This is a genomic window from Pseudomonas sp. HK3, from assembly GCF_052920985.1.
In genome coordinates this window covers 258,041-279,238 of the sequence record NZ_JBREXD010000001.1, presented here as the reverse complement: position 1 = coordinate 279,238, position 21,198 = coordinate 258,041, and the positions used below count along the sequence as shown (strand labels likewise).

The 21,198-nt window shown below is 41.9% G+C and carries 20 protein-coding genes and 1 pseudogene; 10 read left to right on the top strand and 11 right to left on the bottom strand.

Annotated elements, in window-relative coordinates; all coding sequences use genetic code 11:
- Window positions 1-83: 83 nt before the first annotated feature.
- Entirely contained in the window at window positions 84-632 is a 549-nt protein-coding gene (locus ACU6U9_RS01230) for a response regulator transcription factor (protein WP_446733267.1), read from the bottom strand.
- A complete protein-coding gene (locus ACU6U9_RS01225) occupies window positions 622-1,869 on the bottom strand; it encodes an ATP-binding protein (protein ID WP_446733266.1) in 1,248 nt (415 codons plus the stop codon). Before ACU6U9_RS01225 ends, ACU6U9_RS01230 begins: the two co-directional genes overlap by 11 nt.
- Before the next feature lie 394 nt (window positions 1,870-2,263).
- On the opposite strand from ACU6U9_RS01225, the gene lhgO reads away from it, so the two are divergent.
- Window positions 2,264-3,472 (top strand): L-2-hydroxyglutarate oxidase, encoded by a 1,209-nt coding sequence (lhgO, locus tag ACU6U9_RS01220; protein ID WP_446733265.1) that lies wholly within the window; start codon window positions 2,264-2,266, stop codon window positions 3,470-3,472.
- A 21-nt stretch (window positions 3,473-3,493) separates the two neighbouring features.
- Here the strand turns inward: lhgO and ACU6U9_RS01215 are convergent, their stop codons facing one another.
- On the bottom strand, window positions 3,494-4,414 hold the full coding sequence (locus tag ACU6U9_RS01215) for a LysR family transcriptional regulator (RefSeq protein ID WP_446733264.1): 921 nt from the start codon (window positions 4,412-4,414) through the stop codon (window positions 3,494-3,496).
- Between the two features lie 122 nt (window positions 4,415-4,536).
- On the opposite strand from ACU6U9_RS01215, the gene speB reads away from it, so the two are divergent.
- The gene (gene speB, locus ACU6U9_RS01210) at window positions 4,537-5,466 is read left to right on the top strand and encodes an agmatinase (protein ID WP_446733263.1); all 930 of its coding nucleotides are present in this window, start codon (window positions 4,537-4,539) and stop codon (window positions 5,464-5,466) included.
- Window positions 5,467-5,703: 237 nt separating this feature from the next.
- Here the strand turns inward: speB and ACU6U9_RS01205 are convergent, their stop codons facing one another.
- The 3 genes from ACU6U9_RS01205 to ACU6U9_RS01195 form a co-directional block, all read right to left on the bottom strand.
- Entirely contained in the window at window positions 5,704-6,522 is an 819-nt protein-coding gene (locus ACU6U9_RS01205) for a LuxR C-terminal-related transcriptional regulator (RefSeq protein ID WP_446733262.1), read from the bottom strand.
- Window positions 6,523-6,592: 70 nt separating this feature from the next.
- Complete coding sequence (locus ACU6U9_RS01200) at window positions 6,593-7,963, bottom strand: aspartate aminotransferase family protein (protein WP_446733261.1); 1,371 nt, start codon at window positions 7,961-7,963, stop codon at window positions 6,593-6,595.
- 241 nt (window positions 7,964-8,204) lie between these two features.
- Window positions 8,205-8,918, bottom strand: a complete 714-nt coding sequence (locus tag ACU6U9_RS01195; protein WP_446733260.1) for a GntR family transcriptional regulator — start codon at window positions 8,916-8,918, stop codon at window positions 8,205-8,207.
- 217 nt (window positions 8,919-9,135) lie between these two features.
- On the opposite strand from ACU6U9_RS01195, the gene ACU6U9_RS01190 reads away from it, so the two are divergent.
- The 7 genes from ACU6U9_RS01190 (at window position 9,136) to ACU6U9_RS01160 (ending at window position 16,600) form a co-directional block, all read left to right on the top strand.
- A complete protein-coding gene (locus ACU6U9_RS01190) occupies window positions 9,136-10,488 on the top strand; it encodes a glutamine synthetase family protein (RefSeq protein ID WP_446733259.1) in 1,353 nt (450 codons plus the stop codon).
- A 369-nt stretch (window positions 10,489-10,857) separates the two neighbouring features.
- Window positions 10,858-11,952 (top strand): polyamine ABC transporter substrate-binding protein, encoded by a 1,095-nt coding sequence (locus ACU6U9_RS01185; protein WP_446733258.1) that lies wholly within the window; start codon window positions 10,858-10,860, stop codon window positions 11,950-11,952.
- A gap of 77 nt (window positions 11,953-12,029) precedes the next feature.
- Window positions 12,030-13,202: an ABC transporter ATP-binding protein gene (locus ACU6U9_RS01180; RefSeq protein ID WP_446733257.1), complete on the top strand. Its 1,173-nt coding sequence runs from the start codon at window positions 12,030-12,032 to the stop codon at window positions 13,200-13,202.
- Between the two features lie 71 nt (window positions 13,203-13,273).
- Window positions 13,274-14,155 (top strand): ABC transporter permease subunit, encoded by an 882-nt coding sequence (locus ACU6U9_RS01175; protein ID WP_446735043.1) that lies wholly within the window; start codon window positions 13,274-13,276, stop codon window positions 14,153-14,155.
- The gene (locus ACU6U9_RS01170) at window positions 14,155-14,976 is read left to right on the top strand and encodes an ABC transporter permease subunit (protein WP_446733256.1); all 822 of its coding nucleotides are present in this window, start codon (window positions 14,155-14,157) and stop codon (window positions 14,974-14,976) included. The genes ACU6U9_RS01175 and ACU6U9_RS01170 overlap by 1 nt, the downstream gene beginning before the upstream one ends.
- 54 nt (window positions 14,977-15,030) lie before the next feature.
- Window positions 15,031-15,750, top strand: coding sequence for a glutamine amidotransferase-related protein (locus ACU6U9_RS01165; protein WP_446733255.1), 720 nt, complete (start codon window positions 15,031-15,033; stop codon window positions 15,748-15,750).
- Window positions 15,751-15,880: 130 nt separating this feature from the next.
- Window positions 15,881-16,600, top strand: a complete 720-nt coding sequence (locus tag ACU6U9_RS01160) for a glutamine amidotransferase-related protein (RefSeq protein WP_446733254.1) — start codon at window positions 15,881-15,883, stop codon at window positions 16,598-16,600.
- 8 nt (window positions 16,601-16,608) lie between these two features.
- Here ACU6U9_RS01160 and ACU6U9_RS01155 read toward each other — a convergent pair whose 3' ends face one another.
- The 3 genes and pseudogenes from ACU6U9_RS01155 to ACU6U9_RS01145 all read right to left on the bottom strand — a co-directional run bounded on the left by ACU6U9_RS01155 (window position 16,609) and on the right by ACU6U9_RS01145 (window position 18,260).
- A complete protein-coding gene (locus ACU6U9_RS01155; RefSeq protein ID WP_446733253.1) occupies window positions 16,609-16,923 on the bottom strand; it encodes an AzlD domain-containing protein in 315 nt (104 codons plus the stop codon).
- Window positions 16,920-17,639: an AzlC family ABC transporter permease gene (locus ACU6U9_RS01150; RefSeq protein ID WP_446733252.1), complete on the bottom strand. Its 720-nt coding sequence runs from the start codon at window positions 17,637-17,639 to the stop codon at window positions 16,920-16,922. The genes ACU6U9_RS01155 and ACU6U9_RS01150 overlap by 4 nt, the downstream gene beginning before the upstream one ends.
- Before the next feature lie 118 nt (window positions 17,640-17,757).
- Window positions 17,758-18,260 (bottom strand): annotated as a pseudogene (locus ACU6U9_RS01145) (lactoylglutathione lyase family protein).
- A 97-nt stretch (window positions 18,261-18,357) separates the two neighbouring features.
- On the opposite strand from ACU6U9_RS01145, the gene ACU6U9_RS01140 reads away from it, so the two are divergent.
- Window positions 18,358-19,233, top strand: coding sequence for a LysR family transcriptional regulator (locus tag ACU6U9_RS01140; protein WP_446733251.1), 876 nt, complete (start codon window positions 18,358-18,360; stop codon window positions 19,231-19,233).
- Between the two features lie 128 nt (window positions 19,234-19,361).
- Here ACU6U9_RS01140 and ACU6U9_RS01135 read toward each other — a convergent pair whose 3' ends face one another.
- Together ACU6U9_RS01135 and alr are read right to left on the bottom strand one after the other, a co-directional pair.
- Window positions 19,362-19,853: a hypothetical protein gene (locus tag ACU6U9_RS01135; protein WP_446733250.1), complete on the bottom strand. Its 492-nt coding sequence runs from the start codon at window positions 19,851-19,853 to the stop codon at window positions 19,362-19,364.
- 224 nt (window positions 19,854-20,077) lie between these two features.
- Window positions 20,078-21,160: an alanine racemase gene (gene alr, locus ACU6U9_RS01130; protein ID WP_446733249.1), complete on the bottom strand. Its 1,083-nt coding sequence runs from the start codon at window positions 21,158-21,160 to the stop codon at window positions 20,078-20,080.
- Window positions 21,161-21,198 lie beyond the last annotated feature (38 nt).

Sequence of the window (21,198 nt, the reverse complement as noted above, 5' to 3'; positions counted from 1 at the left end):
TATGAGAGAGGGTAAGGGAGGATCAATCAATCGGGCGCGGTGCACCCTCGTACATGAGTGTTTTAATTCATTTTTAAATGACATTAATGTTTAACCGGATGCTTTTGTAACTTACGTTGCAGTGTTCGACGATGCATGCCCAGCTCACGTGCTGTCACTGAAATATTACCGTCATTTGCCTGTAAGGTTTGTTGAATTTTTTCCCACTCTAATCGTTTTACCGATGTTGGTTTATCCGCGACTTCGGCATCAGTTGATGACTCTGTATTTGATGAGTCATCAAATGCGTTCAATAGCTCATCAATATCCACGGGCTTACATAAATACTGGTGAGCGCCTAATTTTATCGCATCCACCGCGGTGGCAATGCTGGCGTAACTGGTGAGCATTACGATTTGGCAAAGTGGAGATTGATTTTTCAATTTTTCAATTAAATGCAAACCGCTTTCTTGTTCGAGTTTTAAATCAAGGGAGATATATTTAGGCTGGTGTTGTTCGCAAAGGCTGAGGGCTTGTTCGCCATTTTCAGCTTGTAAAACATTAAAGCCTCGACGTTTTAAACTGCGTACCATAACGCTTAACAAGGTGGTGTCATCATCAATCACTAAAAATGTATTGTCATTATTCGACATGAAACGGCACCTTAATAGTGGTTAAACAACCTTGCTCATGATTACGCAAAGAGATACTGCCACCTAAGCGCAGAATACTGCTGTGGCTTAATAATAAACCAATGCCTAAACCATTACTGGACTCTACGGGTTGGTTGGGCAGTGAAAAATCATCTGCAATGCCATCACCATAATCTTGAATATCCAATTGCCATTGCTGTGTGTCCCACGTTAGTGATAATTCAATGGGTTGTTTAGACGAATGGTTGGCATTATCTAATAGATTAATAATGGCCTGCATTAATACCAGTGGATATTGTACCTGTGGACTGTTTTTTATTTCTTTTAAATCATTTTGCCAATTAAATTGGGCTTTTGGTTGCAGTAATAACCATTGTTGAGTGGTGCTGTGTAAAAAGGTATGCAGTGTTTGAGCATCACTTATATCGAGTTGGCTGGGTTGACTGAGACGTTTTAATTTTTGTTGGCACAGTTCAATTTGTTGATGAATTAATTGCAGATCTTCGCGGCTGTCGTCATCTAAATTTGCTAACTGTTGTAATTCATGACTCAGCATTTTTATGGTGGTCAGCGGAGAGCCTAACTCATGAGCGGTGCTGGCGGCTTGGCTAGCGAGCAACATGAGGTGTTCATTTTGCAAAACTTGTTCGCGATAGTGGGCCGTTTGTTTGTCTTTTTCGCGCATATCGAACGCCATCTCAACTACAAAATACGCAATTAATAAGGCGCTTAAAATAAAGGTAAACCACATACCAATAATATGGAAACTTAAACCTGCGTGGGCAAGGTGGTGATCAAGAGCAGGCAGTGGAAAGTAAAAAAATAATAAAACCCCATATAACGCCATGGACAACATGCACAGCATCCAAGTCATGGCCCAGCTTAATGTGGCAGCACTGATGACGATGGGGACTAATAAATAGGTAATAAACGGGTTATTGGCACCGCCGCTTACATAAATCAGGGCGGCGATTAATAGCGTGTCGGCTAATAGATACACAAACAGCTCATAGGGCGCCGCTTGGTTGTGTTTGGCGCGCCATAAGTTAAGTAAGCTTAATAATGTAAGAGTGGTTAGCACGCCCCATAACATCAGTTGTTGCATGGGCGGGGTTTGGTCTAAGCCAATTAAAGTAAGTGCTAATGCTATGCCGCAACACACAATTAAGCGCAGCACGGCAAGACGCTTTAGGTTTTGAATAATAGGGGTGGTTAGCATGTTGGTATTCTTATGCATGCTGGTACTCATTTTTGTTGGGTTCGCTAAGTCTTGCTTTTGAGGTCGAATGTACCTGAAAGCGCAATATGTTCACCACTTGGCCTATAACGCGTTTGATGTTGCTATTTAAAGCAGTGCTGGCCATGGTGTTCTCAATAAAGTGAGTGGGGATAACCATGACTATTCTACGGGATGTTATATATTGTTGTCATACCAGAATGAATGATTATTATCTGCCAGTGATCTTTATTGCGAAAAGGCAAAAAAAGTAGGGTTGTCGTTTATGTGGGGGGAATGATTAAGGCTCTGCGGTGATCCCAAGCCCGATAAAACAGGTAAACGCTACTTATACACAATGTATTCTTGTTAGACTCGTGGTTAATTAGCGCAATATAACGTGACAGGCAGCTTGATGAAATTTGACTATATAATAATCGGTGGTGGAATCGTCGGAGTTTCCACCGCATGGCAATTACAGCAGCAATTCCCTCAAAAGCGTATCGCCATTATTGAAAAAGAAACTCAATTTGCTTGTCACCAAACAGGACACAACAGCGGTGTGATACACGCGGGGGTGTATTATCAGCCAGGTTCTTTAAAAGCTAAGTTCTGTAAAGAAGGGGTGCAAGCCACCATCAAGTTTTGCCAAGATAATAATATTCATTATGAGCAATGTGGCAAGTTACTGGTGGCAACGAATGCTTTAGAACACGAGCGCATGCTTGCTTTGTACGCACGTTGCGCTGACAACGGCATAGAGGCTGAACTATTAGATCAAACACAACTTAAACAGCGTGAGCCTAATATTAGTGGCATAGGGGCAATTTTTGTTAAGCAAACCGGCATTGTGAATTACCAAGAAGTAACCATAAAAATAGCTGAACGATTTCAGCAATTGGGCGGCACGGTTTTGTTGCAACACGAAGCAGTGGATTTAAGCGAAGATGCCAACGCAGTAAGCGTTAAAGCCATGAATGGTGATCAAGAGGTCATGTTAACCGCTGATTTTTTAGTGGCGTGTTCGGGTTTAATGGCTGATCGCACCACCAAAATGTTAGGTATTAAAACGGACTTTCAAATTATTCCGTTTCGCGGTGAGTATTATCGTTTGCCCGCGAAGCATAACCATATTGTGAATCATTTGATTTACCCCATCCCAGATCCCGATCTGCCATTTTTGGGGGTGCACTTAACTCGTATGATTGATGGCAGTGTGACCGTTGGTCCTAATGCGGTACAAGGTTGGAAGCGTGAAGGTTATGGCAAAATCAATGTAAGCTTAAACGATATTTTCGATATGGTGTGCTTTAGCGGTTTTTGGCGCGTGCTAAAAAATAACATTAAAGTTGGCCTAATCGAAACACGGAACTCTTGGTGGAAACCCGGTTACCTAAAAACCGTACAAAAATACTGCCCAAGTTTAACGCTTAAAGATTTAGAACCTTATCCCGCTGGTATTCGTGCCCAAGCGGTCATGAAGGATGGCAGTATGGTGCATGACTTTTTATTTGCTCAAAGTCCACGCTCGTTGCATGTGTGTAATGCGCCCAGCCCTGCGGCCACATCGGCATTACCCATTGGTGCTTACATTTGTGAGAAAGTCACACAGGCGCAATCTTAATATCAATTTTATAAATTGGCATTACCAGTCAATGGCTTGGCTAAAATCATGAATATGTTTGGCTAGCCAGTTAACGGCAGGGTCTTCGCTATAAAGCGGGTGGTGCACCATGGTCATATTAATAGTAGGAATGCCTTTAGGCGGCTTTACAATACGTACGCTCATCATCTCACTAAATAGCTGCGCCATGTGAAGTGGTAGGGTCATAATGGCATTGGTCTTCTCAACAATACGGGCCGCGGCCATATAGTTAACGGTGCGGGCCACGTGTTGGCGCGATAGGTTTTGTTGCTCAAGCCAAGTATCTACCGAGTTAGCACTTACTTGGCTGACATCCCAAAACACCACATGATGCAACTTTAAATATTGTTTCAAACTTAAACTGTGTTTAACACTAGGGTGAGCGCTTGCCACTAGGCATACCTGAGATTCATTCAACCAGTGCTCACTGATTAAATGACTGGGTAAGGGTTGTTCGGCATCCATGCCTACCACTAAATCCACCGCGCCATTGGCTAAACGAGTTTGGCTGGCATCTTCGGCAATCATTTCAATTTCAATTTTGATATTCGGTGCAATGCTTAATAAGTGGCTGAGTAGCTCAGGGAAGATAACGGCTTCAAAATAATCGGTACTGGCAATAGTGAAGGTGCGCTGTGCATTGGTGGCATCAAATTCATCGCTGGGGGTGATGCTCTGTTGCAATAGTTGTAAGGCGCTTCGTACCTGTGGTGCCATCGCCAATGCTCTTGGTGTGGGTTGCAAACCTTGTTCGGTGCGCACAAGAATGGGGTCGCCCAGTTGTTCGCGTAAGCGGTTAAGCGCATGACTCATGGCAGATTGACTTAAAAATACTTTATTGGCTGCTCGGCTCACATGGCATTCACTCACGAGGGCTTCAAAGATAATCAGTAAATTTAAATCAAATTGGCGCAGATTCATCGGATGCATCCTTTTAGATTAAGTATTAATTATATACATACTTGTATTTAAAATATGCATTTCACTAATTATCATGGTCTGTCTACACTTAGCTCATCTTTTACCCTGCACTAAGGTTTATTATGTCGAGCTCAAATGCTGCAAATGCGAACTATCCAATTTATGGTGCATTGGGTGTCACGTTTTTAGAATTCCCATTAGTAACCGATTTAAAGACCTCGGACGCAGACGTGATTGTCAGCGGTGTGCCGTTTGATATGGCGACGACGGGTCGCGGTGGTTCGCGTAACGGCCCGCAAGGCGTGCGTGCAGCGTCTATTAATATGGCATGGGAAGGCGAACGCTGGCCGTGGGATTTTGCCCTAGATGATCATTTAAAAGTCGGCGACATGGGTAATGTAAACTTTCTGCATGGTGAGCCGCAAACCTTAGTCGATAGCCTTGAAGCGCATATTTTAAATATTGTAAAAGCGGGCAAAAATCCATTAACCATTGGCGGCGATCATTTTGTTACCTTGCCCATTTTACGCTCTGTGGCTAAAGAGCACGGCCCGGTTGCATTGATTCACTTTGATGCCCATACCGATACCTACAGCGGTGGCAGTAAATACGATCACGGCACCTTTTTACACCATGCGGTTGAAGAAGGCATTGTGGATACCGAACATTCATTGCAAATTGGTATTCGTACCAACTTCACCCGTAAAGATTATCCATTTGAAGTGCTAGACGGTGCTTGGGTGGGGGATAACGGCCCCCATGAAACTCTAAAGCGAATTAAAGAGCGTGTAGGTGATAAAAAAGTATATCTAACGTTTGATATAGATTGTTTAGATCCAGCCTATGCACCAGGCACAGGCACACCAGTGGCAGCGGGTTTAACCACAGATTGTGCATTAAAAATTATTCGAGGTTTGCAAGGGCTTAACTTGATTGGCATGGATGTCGTCGAAGTGGCGCCGGCTTATGATCATGCCGAGATTACCTCGTTGGCTGCAGCGACGTTAGCATTAGAGTATTTATATGTGCTGGCGGCTAATAAGCAGTCTTAATTGTTTTTATGTTAGTACCGCTGATGTTTAGTTAAATTGACCGTTATAGGAACTTAAATGTCTCGCTAATGGTCTACCTATTCAGACATATAGTGATGCCAATTTTAGTGCAGTAAACTCGTTTTACTGATTAAAATTTTAGATGTGCTGTCTTTTATTTTATCGAGTGTTTTTAGCGCGGCCAAGTTCTTCCTTTGGTCGCGCTTTTTTTATATTTGAGTATAAATAAGAGAGCGGCTAGGCAGACGGTGACGAGTCTAGCTCATTTAAATGGCTTAAAAACAGTGTGAAAATCTCAGACTGGGTAGACGTATTCAAACGTGTATGAATATTTTTACGATGCACTTTTACCGTACCTAAGCTGATGCTTAATTGATTGGCAATGGCCTTTGAAGAGTGACCCTGTAAAATTAGGGCGGTAATTTCTTGCTCGCGTTTGGTTAATACGCCATTTGCAAACGTACATAGCGCATGATTCATGGCGCCTGCTTCTGTTTCATATTTTACATATTCTTGCGATTGCGATAGCCAAAACTGGCGCACTAGCGAATTAATAATCGGATACACATCGTTTAAGCGTTTTAGCTCTGCACGGGTGATGGTGCCCAGACGCGTCTTTCGGCCAATGGTAATGGCACATGCCACATCGTTATCTAAATGAATAATGATGTTTATTTCATCGACAAAATCAAAATCTTTATAGCAGGTTTGATAATATTCTGTGGTTTCAAATGAGTCCGGTGCAATATCAGTTAGACGGCTGATGTTGGGAATCGTGCCTTGTTCTATTGCCGTACACAGAGGGTCAAGAATGTATTCTTTTTTCAAATAGCTACGCAAGGTCGGGCTGTGTTCAGCTTGATTGGTAGGGTGAAGCACAATGGGTTTAAACGACTTCTTAAAGGTCAGCATCAACACACTATCAAAGTGACATTGACTGGCAAGAAAATCTTCGAGCGCATTGGGAAAACTGCGCAATCGAATATGATCAATTAATGATGCTAACTGCTTTTGCCAATTAACCTTATGAGGGTCTTGGCTTATAATGGGATTCATGGTGCCTCGGTCAAAAATACACTGTCAAAAAATTTTGCAGCCAAATAGTTTGGCTGCACTTTAATTTGTATTAGCTGACAGTTTTCAAAGTTAAGTTAAAGCATAAAAGGGCTTTATCCACGAGCTCGTCGACTTCATCGCGGCTAATAATCAATGGCGGTGATAGCACCATTCGGCTGCCCGTTGCACGCATGATTAAACCGTTATCAAAGCAATGATTACGACAAATTAAACCAATATCGATGTCGTCACCGAAAAACGCTTTTGGTGCTTTATTTTTTACTAATGCCATGCCCGCAATTAAACCCGTACCAACAATATTCCCCACTAATGGGTGATCGCCTAAGCGCTCTCGCAATGCGTTTTGAAAATAAGGGCCAATATCATTGGCTACGTAATCGATAATGTTTTCTTTTTTCATTAAGCGAATATTTTCAAGCGCAACCGCGGCACTCACTGGGTGACCTGAGTAAGTATAGCCGTGATGAAAATCATCATCGTGTGCCATCAATGCGTTACTGATGCGTCCGCCTACGGCAACGGCGGCAATGGGTAAGTATCCTGATGACAAACCTTTTGCCATCGAAATAATGTCAGGCTTAATGCCGAAGGTATCGCTACCAAACCAGCTACCTGTGCGGCCAAAGCCACAAATCACTTCATCTGCGGCTAATAAAATATCGTACTTGTTACAAATTTTTTGTATTTCAGCCCAATAGTTAGCGGGTGGGACGATAACACCGCCAGCGCCTTGAATTGGCTCGCCAATAAAACAGGCGACGTTATCAGGGCCCACTTCTAAGATGCGATCTTCAAGTGCTTGGGCGCAAGCGAGGCCGAATTCTTCTTCGCTCATGTCACCGCCTTCACCGTACCAATATGGTTGGCGGATGTGTTCAATTCCGGGCACTAACGGCGCGCCTTGTTTATGCATGCCACCCATGCCGCCTAAGCTTGCCCCTGCGAGTGTAGAGCCGTGGTAAGCATTATCTCGAGCGATAATAATGTTGCGATAAGGCTTACCCTTAATCACCCAATAATGACGAACCAAACGCATAATCGTATCGATAGCCTCAGAGCCTGAATTGGCAAAGAAAATATGATCTAAGTCGTGGGGCGTAACGCTGGCGATTTCTTTGGCGAGTTCGGCGGCGTTTTGGTGGCTTGTTTGAAAAAAGGTGTTGTAGTACGGCAGCTCTTGCATCTGTTTGTAGGCGACATCGGCTAACTCTTTACGGCCATACCCCATGTTGACGCACCACAGGCCCGCCATACCATCGAGCAGTTTTTTGCCTTCGCTGTCCCAAATATATACACCTTCGGCCTTTTCGATAATGCGTGCGCCCTTGGCATTCAGCGCCGTGGTGTTCGAAAAAGGATGTAAATGGTGTTGGGCGTCTATTTGCTGAATATCTTGGGTGTTTAATGATTGCTTTGACATGTTCGCTCCTTATTAAGATCGCCGAATATCAAGTTTAGCTTGTTATTTTTATGTTTCATTTTGTGATCACAAAATGAATATGTCAATAGTATTAGCGATTTGCCCGGTTAAGAAGTGCCGCTTATTAAAAGAGGGTCTAAGCAATAGGGCACATACAACGAATGCATTATGACGCCAGCGGGGCTGACGAGCACCGCGTTAAGGGTTTGCTGGGATGAGCGTAAATGGATGAGTGATTGGCTTAATTGTGACGATTTGACTCATCAATAAAACATTGCAGTGATTCAGGGGTGCTCGCAAAATTAAAGCCTTCTCGAATATCGGCTTTGATGGCTAATTGCAAGGCAAACGCATCACGACTTTCAATGGCGGCCATGGCTTCAGTATGACGATCCACTTGAGTTGACAGCTCTAAGTGGGCACTTGCTAATTTCATGAAGGGGCCAAGCTGCAGCCATAAACTTTCTATCAAAGGAAGCGTGACTTGATGGGGGTTTGCGGTGTATAAGGTGCGATGAAATTCTTGGTTGAGTGCGCTGATCGGTTCATGGTTTCCACTGATCTGGGTGTCATCGATTTGAGCGTCGATTTGCTGTAAAAGCTGTAACCTTGTTTCGTCTATATAAGGTAGTGCGCGCTCCGCTGCATGGCTTTCTAGTGCCATGCGTGCTTGGCATAACTCATTGAATTTCATAGCGGTCATTTTAGGAACAATAACGCGGCGATTACCTTGTATTTCTAATGCGTTTTCAGCGGCGAGTTGGCGCAGGGCCTCTCGGACGGGCATAGGGCTTACGTTAAGCTCCTTAGCGAGTTCGCGGATGGTCAACGCGCGCCCTGGTAGTATCTTTCCGTACATGACGGCATTGCGCAAAGTAGCATATACCCACTGAGTGATAGTTACAGATGCAGTGCGCTCAGCTAAGGTAAATTCTATAGGAGAGTTTTTGTCCATATTGTATTTAGTGGCCCTGATTCGTACGGATCATAATGAGATCGCATTTTGCTGAATAAAGCGTATGTTACTCGGTTGTGGTGCGCCTTTAAATATTTTTGTGATCACAATTTATAAATTATTGTGATCACAAAAATGTTGTAGAAATCAAAAAAGTTAGTAAATTGCAGTTAATCCTGCCTTGCCGCTTGGCGGTTATGATCAAAGAGAAGTGACCATGTCATCTAATAGCGATACCGAGTTTGATTTATTTATTACTGATTTAAATGGCAATTTGCGTGGTAAGCGTATGCCACCTAATGCCAGTAAAAAAATGGCGAAAGAAGGCGTTAAACTACCGCGCTCAGTTGTAGGTATGGACGTTTGGGGTAATGACGTTTGGGAAAACGGTTTAGTATTCGAAACTGGCGATAGTGACGGCGTTTGTATGCCTGTGCATTTAGACCCTATTCCTGTGCCGTGGGCGCAATCACCGCGCAACCAAATTTTAGCCATGATGTTTAACCCTGATGGCTCACCATTCTTGGCCGACCCTCGACAAATACTGACTCACATTACTGAGCGCTTCAAAAAGCTTGGGATAACACCTGTGATGGCGACGGAGCTAGAATTTTACTTAATGGATGCTGAGTCTGAAAAGAGTCAACGTCCGCGCCCGCCAAAAATGTTGGATGGCCATGGTCGTCGTTTAAGTGAAACGGATTGTTATTCCATTGATGAAATGGATAACTTAGAGGCCTTTTTTACAGAAGTGCGCGAGACATGTGAAATTCAAGGTGTACCAGCCGATACGATTATTTCTGAATTAGGGCCTGGGCAATTTGAAATTAATTTAAATCATGTGGCTAATCCAATGTTAGCGGCTGACCAAGCGATTATGTTCAAACGCTTGATCAAAGGCATTTCTCGTAAACATGGTATTAGCGCGTCGTTTATGGCGAAACCTTATGCTGATCAAAGTGGTAATGGTTTCCACGTGCACTTCAGCTTACTAGATGAAGACGGCAACAATATTTTTGATGATGGTACGGATGAAGGTACCGATATTTTAAAACATGCAGTGGCTGGTCTAATACACACGATGGCAGACGGTATGTTGGTATTTGCACCTCACTTAAACTCTTATCGTCGCTTTATGAAAGGTGCGCATGCACCAACGGTTGCGTGTTGGGGTTATGAAAATCGTACGGTAGCAATACGTATTCCAGAAAGCCCATGCATTGCTCGTCGTATTGAGCATCGTGTGTCTGGTGCGGATGCAAACCCATATTTGGTTTTAGCAACGATTCTTGCGGGGGCTTTGTACGGTATTGAAAATAAATTAATGCCACCACAACCTATCGAAGGCGATGCTTATACTGAAACCGAAGCAGAAGATTATAGTGATGCATATGAGCTGCCTAATAAGTGGGATCAAGCAACAGAAATATTTAAAAATTCTGATGTGTTAAACCAATATTTAGGTGAAGAATTTATTCGCGTATTTTCAGCGGCTAAAGAGCAAGAACAACTGCGCTTTGATGATCGAATTTCGGACGTGGAATACGAGTCGTATTTAGGTCTGTTGTAACCCTCGCTGATATTCGCGAGAGGTCAGGTTTAAGTGCACAAAAATAATGCGTGCTTAGACCTGAGTGCTTTTAATCGTGCACAGTTGCTACTTTGGTGTGGCGTATATAGACTGAATACCCAATGAGGGGTATATAGTCTAAACCACCCATTACGTACATTGAAATGAGAAACACGGGATGTGTTTACCGAATTAAAAGTCTCCAAAGAGAGACTTGAAACGTGCAGGTTTTAGTCTGACGGATTCAGCTAAAACTATAAAAATAAAAATAATACCCGTTCTTTTTTATATGTTTATTGAAACATCAAAATTGGGACAAGGTAAGACAATGTGGCCCCACATTACACATTGAAAACTGGAGATAACAACATGAATCCGTTTAAGCTAGGTATTGCAACTGCGTTAACACTTGCACTAGGGCAGACAGCCCTTGCACAAGACAATGTTTTAAATATTTATAATTGGTCGGATTATATTGATCCTACTGATGTCAAAAAATTTGAAAAAGAAACCGGCGTTAAAGTTAACTACGATGTTTATGATTCTAATGAAATGTTAGAAGCAAAATTAATGGCGGGTAACAGCGGTTATGATTTAGTTGTACCAACCGGTGCGTTTCTTGAGCGTCAACTACAAGCGGGCGTTTATGCAAAAATTGATAAAACCAAGCTTAAAAACTATAAAAATATTGATGCTGAATTAGCAAAAAAAACCGCGCGTAGCGACAAAGAAAATGCTCATAACGTCGCTTATGCATGGGGAACCGTTGGCTTAGGTTACAACCTAGACATGCTACAATCTCGTTTAGGCAAAGACATGCCGTTTGACACGCTGGATTTGATTTTCAAACCTGAGCTCAGCGCTAAACTGAAGGGCTGTGGTATTGCGTTATTGGATGCGCCAGCGGATATGCTTTCGGTTGCAATGAACTACTTAGGTTTAGATCCTAATTCAGAAAAAAAAGCCGACCTAAAAAAAGCAACGAAGTTACTTAAAGATAATCGTCAAAACTATAAATATTTTCATTCAAGCCAGTATATCTCCGATTTAGCCAATGGCGATGTGTGCTTAGCACTGGGTTATAATGGTGATATTTTACAGTCGCAAAGCCGAGCAGAAGAAGCCGGTCAAGGTGTTAAAGTCGGCTACTCAATTCCCAAAGAAGGTACACAGGTATGGTTTGATTTGATGGCTATTCCTGCTGATGCGCCTAATAAAGAAAACGCATACAAGTTTATTGATTTTGTTTTACGTGGTGAAACCGCTGCGAATATTGCGAACTATGTTTATTACGCTGTACCAAACACAGCGGCAACGCCATTTATAGAAAAAGCCGTACTTGATAACCCGGGTATTTATCCAACTGATGCTGTTAAAGCAAAGTTGTTCCCGCAGTTAGCACATACAGCGAAGTTTGATCGTCTTTTATCTCGCGCATGGACCGGTATTAAAACCGGGCGTTAATAAGTAGAGCCTGCTGCAAGGCAGGCAACTTAATTTGAAATGGCCTGTGGCCATAAGCGGAATACTGGCGGTAAACCATGAATGTATCTGAACTAAAATCAACCATAACCGGTGTGGCGAATCCTGTGAATACTGAACTACCTCTATGGAAACAACCGGATGCGGCCCCTTTTGTGCGCATCGAAAATATCACCAAGAAATTTGATGACTTTACAGCGGTCGATAATGTCTCACTAAATATTTATAAAAAAGAATTGTTTTGTTTACTGGGCGGATCAGGCTCTGGTAAAAGTACATTGCTACGCATGTTAGCCGGTTTTGAAAGCCCAACCAGTGGACGTATTATTATTGACGGCGTTGATATGGAAGGCATTCAGCCTTGGAATCGCCCAGTTAATATGATGTTTCAATCGTATGCGCTCTTTCCTCATTTAAGCGTTGCAGACAATATCGCGTTTGGTTTAAAGCGTGAAGGTGCTAACAAACACGATGTTAAAAAACGTGTTGCTGAAATGTTAGATATGGTTCAGCTAGGGCATTTAGGTAAACGTAAGCCTCATCAGCTTTCAGGTGGTCAGCGCCAACGTGTTGCATTAGCCCGTTCGTTAGTGAAACGCCCTAAATTATTATTACTTGATGAACCACTCGGAGCGTTGGATAAAAAACTGCGCGAAGAAACCCAGTTTGAAATCATGAATCTGCAAGAAGACCTTGGTGTGACATTTGTTGTGGTAACCCATGACCAAGAAGAGGCCATGACACTTGCCACCCGTATTGGCGTGATGAATCAAGGTTTAATTGTACAAACGGATGCGCCTCATGATGTGTATGAATATCCGAATAGTCGATTTGTGGCTGAATTTGTAGGCTCGGTTAACTTACTTGAAGGCTTCATCACTGAAGACAATATTGACAGTGTGCGAATCAAATCAACAGAAGCCGATTGCGAATTTTTTGTGCCCCATGGGATTAGCTGTGCACCTCAACAGCGAGTACATGTAGCGTTACGTCCTGAAAAAATTAAAATGACGCGCATTAAGCCAACGCAAGAAGAAAACCTAATGAAAGGCGAGATCATTGAAATTGCCTATATGGGAAGTTTGTCAGTATATCGAGTGAATTTGCAAAGCGGTAAAGAAATTCGCGTGACCCAACCAAACTTTGCACGTGATATGGGTGAACGTTTCACTTGGAACGAACAAGTCTTCTTGTCTTGGGATGTAGACAGTAGCGTGGTACTGACATCATGAGTTCATTTTCTGGAAACGTGTGGCTTTCTGGATTCTCAAGTTGGAAAGCGCGCTTAAATATATTTTCTAAAATAAATTGGGGTCGCTTGAGTGTGATCTCGGTTCCTTACCTTTGGTTGGCTGTGTTTTTCTTTGTGCCGTTCTTAGTGGTGTTTAAAATATCGCTATCTGAGTCGGCCATTGCGATTCCACCGTATACTGACCTTTTAGACTTTAATGTTGAAGAAGCCTACGTCAGCATGAAGTTAAATCTTGGTAATTATCTTTATCTCTGGGAAGACAGTTTTTATCTTGATGCTTACTTAAGCTCGATAAAGATAGCCGCAATTTCAACATTTTTTACATTGTTAGTTGGCTTTCCTATTGCGTACTTGATAGCAAGAAGTGATGAAAAAATTCGCGGTATATTATTAGCATTGGTTATTTTACCCTTTTGGACTTCGTTTCTGTTACGGGTTTATGCTTGGGTGGGCTTATTAAAAAACCAAGGCTTAATCAATGAAGTATTGTTGTCATTTGGGATTATTAACGAGCCACTAACAATGCTACAAACGGATTTTGCGGTTTACATTGGCATTGTGTACACCTACCTGCCGTTTATGATTTTACCCTTATATTCAGCCCTTGAAAAAATGGATATCTCATTATTAGAAGCCGCCGAAGATTTAGGTGCGCGTCCGATTCAAAGCTTTTTTATGATCACCATACCGTTAGCTATGCCAGGTATTATAGCCGGTTGTATGTTGGTATTTATTCCAGCGGTTGGCGAATACGTGATACCTGCTTTGTTAGGTGGCTCTGACACTCTAATGATTGGACGTGTGTTATGGGATGAGTTTTCATTAAATCGTGATTGGCCAATGGCATCAGCGGTTGCGACCGTTATGCTTGTATTCTTGGTATTACCAATCATGTTAATACGTAATAAGTCTGGTAAAGAGGAGGCCATGTAATGAAAAGACGTTCTATATTCTTAAACTCAACGGCGGCCTTTGGATTTATATTCTTATATGCGCCTATTATTTCGCTGATCATTTACAGCTTTAACGAATCCAAACTGGTAACGGTTTGGGGTGGCTGGTCTATTAAGTGGTATAGCGAGCTATTTAAAAATGATCAGATCATGGATGCAGCATTTTTAAGTTTAAAAATTGCATTTATCAGTGCGACCCTTGCGGTCGTGTTGGGTACCATGGCAGGTTTTGCATTATCACGCATGGGTCGTTTTCGCGGTAAATTATTATTCTCCGGTTGGGTCAGTGCACCACTGGTGATGCCAGAAGTGATTACCGGCTTATCGTTACTGCTCTTATTTGTGGCAATGGAAAGTGCGTTTGGCTGGCCTGCTGGCCGTGGTGAAATGACGGTGATCATTGCCCATACTACGTTTTGTTTAGCGTATGTGGCGGTCATTGTGCAGTCACGCTTGGTGGTATTAGATGACACGCTAGAAGAAGCGGCAATGGATTTAGGCGCTAAGCCTTCTTCGTTATTTTTCTTAGTAACATTGCCACTGATTTCCCCTGCGATTATTGCTGGTTGGTTATTGTCATTTACGTTATCGCTTGATGATTTAGTGATTGCCAGTTTTGTATCGGGCCCAGGTGATAGCACATTACCAATGGTAATTTTCTCTAAGGTACGCTTAGGCGTTACACCAGAAGTGAATGCGTTGGCCACCTTGATGATTGCCATTGTTGCTATTGGTGTCATCTTTGCAATGTTGTATATGCGTAAACAAAACAAAATGTTGGCGGCAGCCCAAGAGGGCTAGTCATAATTAATACAAGGTGTTGCCAGCAACACCTTAAAGTCAGTAGGTTAAAAAATGAAAATTGGTATTTTAGCCACAGGTATTACGCCAGATGAATTAATTCATCAGTTTGGCTCTTATTCAAATATGTTTATGGATCTGTTTTCAAAAAACGGCTATGAGTTTGAATACGAAGTTTATGATGTACGTGATGATGTGTTTCCTCAATCAGAAAAGGAGTGTGATGCCTGGTTGATCACAGGGTCAAAATTTAACGTATATCAAAACCTTGAATGGATGCAAAAACTAAAAGCATTTATTTTAGAGGTGCATGCCAGTAAAAAGCCAATGGTTGGTATTTGTTTTGGCCATCAAATAATTGCAGAAGCATTTGGTGGTAAGGTTGATAAATACTCTGGTGGCTGGGGCGTAGGTTTACACGCCTATAAATTATCGGGTGACCATGACTTTATTACAGATGACTCTAATGAATTTATCATAAATGCTATGCATCAAGATCAGGTGTTGGTTAAACCAGAAAACGCAGTGGTGTTTGCTGAGTCTGATTTCTGTGAATATGGGGGCCTTGTTTATGATGATCGTATTCTTACTTTTCAAGCGCACCCTGAGTTTACGCTGGACTATGAAGATGCGTTAGTTGAAGCGCGTAAAGGCCCAGTGGTGCCAATTGATGTTGCCGAAGAAGGGCTTAAAACCTTACGAGAGGCTGGTGCTAAAACGGAATCAGATAAAATTGCTCACTGGATGGCTGATTTTATTAAGGCGCGCGTTTAATCCGATAGTCATTCGTTTTATATGGGTCAGTGTTATGCCTAATGGTGGCCCATTTTTTTATTAAATAGAAAAGCCGATGCAGTGGTCTGCTTCGGCTTTTTTGTGGTGTGAATAATCGAGGGGGAGCGATATGGAAATTGGTATTTTAGTAACAGGCCATATTGATGAACCCCATAAAAGTAACCATGTAGGTTATGCACACATGTTTCAGCAGTTATTCAAAAAAGCAGATGTTACGTTTGAATACGCTGTTTTTAATGTGATTGATGATCAATGGCCAGAAACCATCGATAGTTGTGATAGCTGGTTAATTACTGGCTCGGCAAGTGGTGTATACGATAATACAGCGTGGATGCAGAAATTAAAGCGGTGGATTACCCATGCTCACGAGCAGGGTGTTCCTATGGTCGGTATTTGTTTTGGCCATCAAATTATTGCAGAAGCTTTTGCGGGTGTCGTCGAAAAGTATTCAGGCGGTTGGAGTCTTGGGCCGCAAGTGTATCAGCTCAATAACTTTGAATTAGACGGTAAAATCGAGATTCAGTTAAATGCCGTACATCAAGATCAAGTGATCGAGAAGCCGGAAAACGCGAGGTGTATAGCGAGTTCTTCATTTTGTGAAAATGCCATATTAATGTACGGGGATTCAATTTTAACCATACAGGCACATCCTGAATTTACCTGTGAATATGAAAAAACATTATTAGAGTTTCATAAAGGTAAAAACATTGCGCTTGAGCCCTCACAAAAGGCATTACATAAAATGAATGATCAGATCATATCAATGGATGATCTAACCATTGCACGTTGGATGGCTCGTGTACTTTTACAAACACAAAACCCAAGATGAGAACGTGCTTACACTTGCCAAAAGCGTAAGCTAAAAAATAATGCCATGCTTAATATGGTGGTTAGCAATGTATTGCGAGTGGTAACGGCCAGCACTGTTGCCACAATAGCGCACAGTAAGTAATGATTGTCCCAGCTAATATTTAAAGAGTGTTCACTTACAAATACAATCGGTGCCCAAATGGCAGTAAGCACAGCCGGTGCCGAATAACTTAGAAACTTTAAGGTTGCCGAATTTAATGTGATAGGCAAACGAGGCTCTAAAAAACTATAACGACTAAAAAAGATAATGCTTGCCATGAGTAAAATGGTCAGTGTGATCATTTATCTTCCCCCATTGCCTTTGCATATAAGGTACCTACCGTCATACCAAAGAGTGCTGCGATTAATAACCCTGATGGGATTTGAAATAATTCGCACACTACAGAGGTGACTAAACTGACTAATACACACATTAAAATAGACGGTTTATTAATCTGCGGTGTCACAATGGCGATGAACGTGGCAGCAATGGCAAAATCTAATCCCCAGCTATCAAGATCAGGAATCGTATTGCCGACTAAAATACCCGCTGCTGTGGCGATATTCCAAACTAAATAAAAACTTAATCCAGCCCCTAATGCATACCAGCGATCAAAATTGTGTGGTGTTTCTTTCGATGACTTTGATTTAGCGGTAATGGCAAACAATTCATCAGTGAGTAAAAAGCCTAAAATCAATCGCCATTTTAATGGCAACGGACTAATGTTTGGGCGCATGGCCATAGAATACAAAAAGTGTCGAGAGGTAATGAGCAGTGTGGTGATTAAAATACTGCCCAGTCCGATGCCAGCTTTGATCATGCCAACGGCCACTAGTTGAGCGGCACCAGCAAATACAATGGCTGACATTGCTTGGCTTTCAAATGGGTTTAAACCGGCATCTAATGCAAGTGAGCCCGCTAATATACCCCAAGGAATAACGGCAATACTTAATGGCATGACAGCTAATGCGCCTTTGAGCCATCGTTGAGAAGGTGAATGTGTTTCTGAGGAAGACATAAATAAACTAATAAAAGAGTAAGGGCGAAATTATACGTTATATTAAAACTATTTTGTGCAGTGCAATTGAAGTATTTACATCATGGCAGCGACTGCTGCCATGATAGTTATGGGTTAATCAATAAGCGCCGTCGCTGTAAATTAACTCATAGCTGTGGCTGTAAATTTCAAGAATATTACCAAATGGATCTTCCATATAAATCATGCGATAAGGTTTTTCACCTGGGTAATAATAACGTGGCGCTTTCATTCGCTTTTTACCACCAGCGGCGACAATTCGTTCAGCAAGTTCTTCAACATTGGGGTCTTGTACACAAAAGTGAAAGACACCCGTTTTCCAATATTCAAAATTATCTTCTGGATTTTTCTGGTTTTTAAATTGGAATAATTCAACACCAATTCGATCCCCTGTGGATAAATGCGCAATGCGGAAGCTTTCCCACCCTGCACCAAATACATCGGTACACATTTCACCGATGGCACTGTCATCTTCAGTAATCTCGGTGGGTTCCATGATGCGATACCAACCTAGCACTTCAGTGTAAAACTTAACGGCGGCCTCCAAATCAGGGACAGAGATACCGATATGGGAAAAAAGTTGCGGGGGTAAACATTGTTCATCTTTATGCCTCTTTGTTGGTTAAGGTTGAATAAAGAATACACAAGGTCAATAATTACTTAAAATTATCAAAATTCATAATTATGAGTATATTTTGTAATGATAAATCCAGTATGGCTACGCAGCTTTTGCACGCTAGTGGAAGTGGGGCATTTCACCCGCACCGCAGCGCAGCTGAACATGACACAATCAGGTGTGAGCCAGCATATTCACAAGTTAGAAGAGCAGCTGGGGCAGCTCTTGTTAGCAAGGGAGGGTAAGCAATTTACGCTCACAGAGGCGGGTGAGCGTTTATATGACGAAGCACGCCATATTGTTATGTCACTTTCCAATTTAAAGCAGCAGATTGCCTTGGATCCTACCCATGAGGGGCTCGTTCGGTTGATGTCCCCTGGCAGTGTTGGCTTGAAGTTGTATCCACAGCTTATTGCCTTACAGAAAAAGCATCCAAAATTAGTAATGGATTATCGCTTTGCACCCAATGCCAGTATCGAAAAGGCCATAATGAATAATGAGATTGACCTTGGTTTTATGACTCGAATATCTAATATCGGTGATATAACTTGTGAAGCCGTGGCAAAAGAGCCGCTGTTGCTAGTCACCCCTAAATCGGTTGTGAATCCCACGTGGTCACAGTTACAAAACTTGGGCTTTATTGATCATCCCGATGGCGTGCATCATGCGCAATTATTATTAGGTGAGAATTTCTCAGAGTTTCAACACAGCGATATGTTTAATAAAACGGGTTTTTCAAATCAAATCCACTTAATACTAGAGCCTGTCAGTTTAGGCCTGGGTTTTACTGTGTTGCCCGCTTATGCGGTAGAGGCGTTTAAACAGACTGAATTGATTAAGGTACACAGGTTAACGATACCCGTTTCTGAGACGCTATACCTTGCACGTTTACGTAATAAACGTTCACCTAAAAGAATAGAAACCGTAATCGATGAAGCAAAACAATATTTAAATGGATAAAAAATTGATACTTAAAAACGTAATGATTAAAGGTGAGAGAGAATGCAGAATTGGGAATGGTTTAGCGTGTATTTTTTAACAACATGTTGAAGGCGCTTGTTACGTAACAAACGCCTTTAGGTTTAATATTATAATGCAGATGCTGTGTTGTTTAAACTTTCGTTTTTAGCTGCCACTTTATTGATGATGACTAACAGTTTATTGATGTTGTTTTCATCAAAAACCATATAAGCAGTACCCGTTTTTAAAGAGATAAAACGCTTGCCTTCGGTAAAGAAAACATCAACAGAATAACCTTTCTGAATATCAGCAAAATTTGGTAATGTGATACCTGTTGGCGTTGTTTGGGTCATGCTTACTTGTATGTCACTTTGCAACTGAGTGATATTTTTAGGGAAGATGTTAATGCTATCCTCACCTTGATCAAGGCTCAGGCCAAACTTTTCTTTTTCTTCGCTGTTATTCAAGTTAGTTTCATATACTTGAACGTAGGATAGGCCGACTATTTTTGAGTCTTTAAAATTAACGGTCGCAACGTTTGTATTGAACTGTTCTCCTTTGGTGATAGTAATACAGCCAGCCAGTTGAAGGCACAATACAGCCACTATAATTCGTAACATTTTACTTCCTTAATTAAAATACAGAGTCAAGTTAAGGCGCAGAGATGGAATGACTTGATTAGTGACTTCCTGTCAATGAACGTTAATTGAATCCAAATTATTACATAAACTATGATTTAGGTCGTAAATAAATGTATCGAAAAGACTGTTTTATATAAATAAGCACAAGTATTACTTTAAGATTAAAAGGATTGCTTAAAAATAAAGACATGCTCGTTTATTTTTTAATCATCGATGTATATTTTATGCACTCTTCGGGTAATGCCGGTGAATAATGTATAGGGAATCGTATCAGCAAAGGGAGCGATCTCTGCGGCAGGTAAGTTCTCCCCCCATAGCTCTACCTTCGATCCTATTTTTGCATCTTTTATTTGTGTTAAATCCACCGTAAGCATATCCATAGAAACACGACCAATAATGGTGGTACGTTGACCGTTTACAATAACGGGTGTGCCATCTTTGGCATGGCGTGGGTATCCATCAGCGTAACCCATTGCGACGGTGCCAACTTTAGTAGGTGTCTTGCATGTGTATCGATGGCTGTAACCCACACCGTCTCCGGCAGTCGTTTCTCGTATGGCGATCACTTCAGAGGTTAATGTCATAACAGATTTTAGTTGGTCGGCTAATGGGTGTGAATGTTCAAATGGTGTTGCGCCATATAGCATAATACCGGGGCGCTGAAACGCATGGCGTGCACTGCTATGACCTAATGTCGCAGCACTGTTCGCAAGGCTTATGGGGGCATCAATACCTGCAGACGCAGACTCAAAACATTGAATCTGTTGCGCAGTTAATTTACTGGTTAAATCATCTGCGCTTGCAAAGTGACTCATTAACACCACAGAGTTTACTTGTTTCAGTGATTTTAAGGTTTCATAAGCGTGACGATAATCCTTGGGCATAACACCTAACCGATTCATGCCACTGTCCATTTTCAGCCAAATGTTAAGAGGTTTGGTTAAGGTCGCTTGAGCAATGGTTTCAATTTGCTCAAGACTGTGCACGGCACACCAAAAATCATTATCGCTAATAACGGGTAATTCGTCAGAGGTAAAAAACCCTTCTAATAATAAGATGGGTTTTTTAATGCCTGCACTTCTTAATTCGAGAGCTTCTTCGATGCAAGCAACCCCAAACGCATCGGCTTCATTTTCAAGTGCGAAGGCTAATTTTACGGCGCCATGGCCATAACCATCGGCTTTAATAATAGCGACAGCGCGTTGTGCAGGCGTAATGGATTTTGCCAAACGATAATTATCGCGAAACGCGTTTAGATTAATGGTGGCGGTGGCGGCTCTACCCATGGAACTTCTCTCGTATTCTTTTTAATAAAAGTGTTTTG

Bases quoted from the DNA above. Each gene is read 5' to 3' on its own strand.
- ACU6U9_RS01230 (WP_446733267.1), bottom strand. From the start codon at position 632: ATGTCGAATAATGACAATACATTTTTAGTGATTGATGATGACACCACC.
- ACU6U9_RS01225 (WP_446733266.1), bottom strand. From the start codon at position 1,869: ATGCATAAGAATACCAACATGCTAACCACCCCTATTATTCAAAACCTA.
- lhgO (WP_446733265.1), top strand. From the start codon at position 2,264: ATGAAATTTGACTATATAATAATCGGTGGTGGAATCGTCGGAGTTTCC.
- ACU6U9_RS01215 (WP_446733264.1), bottom strand. From the start codon at position 4,414: ATGAATCTGCGCCAATTTGATTTAAATTTACTGATTATCTTTGAAGCC.
- speB (WP_446733263.1), top strand. From the start codon at position 4,537: ATGTCGAGCTCAAATGCTGCAAATGCGAACTATCCAATTTATGGTGCA.
- ACU6U9_RS01205 (WP_446733262.1), bottom strand. From the start codon at position 6,522: ATGAATCCCATTATAAGCCAAGACCCTCATAAGGTTAATTGGCAAAAG.
- ACU6U9_RS01200 (WP_446733261.1), bottom strand. From the start codon at position 7,963: ATGTCAAAGCAATCATTAAACACCCAAGATATTCAGCAAATAGACGCC.
- ACU6U9_RS01195 (WP_446733260.1), bottom strand. From the start codon at position 8,918: ATGGACAAAAACTCTCCTATAGAATTTACCTTAGCTGAGCGCACTGCA.
- ACU6U9_RS01190 (WP_446733259.1), top strand. From the start codon at position 9,136: ATGTCATCTAATAGCGATACCGAGTTTGATTTATTTATTACTGATTTA.
- ACU6U9_RS01185 (WP_446733258.1), top strand. From the start codon at position 10,858: ATGAATCCGTTTAAGCTAGGTATTGCAACTGCGTTAACACTTGCACTA.
- ACU6U9_RS01180 (WP_446733257.1), top strand. From the start codon at position 12,030: ATGAATGTATCTGAACTAAAATCAACCATAACCGGTGTGGCGAATCCT.
- ACU6U9_RS01170 (WP_446733256.1), top strand. From the start codon at position 14,155: ATGAAAAGACGTTCTATATTCTTAAACTCAACGGCGGCCTTTGGATTT.
- ACU6U9_RS01165 (WP_446733255.1), top strand. From the start codon at position 15,031: ATGAAAATTGGTATTTTAGCCACAGGTATTACGCCAGATGAATTAATT.
- ACU6U9_RS01160 (WP_446733254.1), top strand. From the start codon at position 15,881: ATGGAAATTGGTATTTTAGTAACAGGCCATATTGATGAACCCCATAAA.
- ACU6U9_RS01155 (WP_446733253.1), bottom strand. From the start codon at position 16,923: ATGATCACACTGACCATTTTACTCATGGCAAGCATTATCTTTTTTAGT.
- ACU6U9_RS01150 (WP_446733252.1), bottom strand. From the start codon at position 17,639: ATGTCTTCCTCAGAAACACATTCACCTTCTCAACGATGGCTCAAAGGC.
- ACU6U9_RS01140 (WP_446733251.1), top strand. From the start codon at position 18,358: ATGATAAATCCAGTATGGCTACGCAGCTTTTGCACGCTAGTGGAAGTG.
- ACU6U9_RS01135 (WP_446733250.1), bottom strand. From the start codon at position 19,853: ATGTTACGAATTATAGTGGCTGTATTGTGCCTTCAACTGGCTGGCTGT.
- alr (WP_446733249.1), bottom strand. From the start codon at position 21,160: ATGGGTAGAGCCGCCACCGCCACCATTAATCTAAACGCGTTTCGCGAT.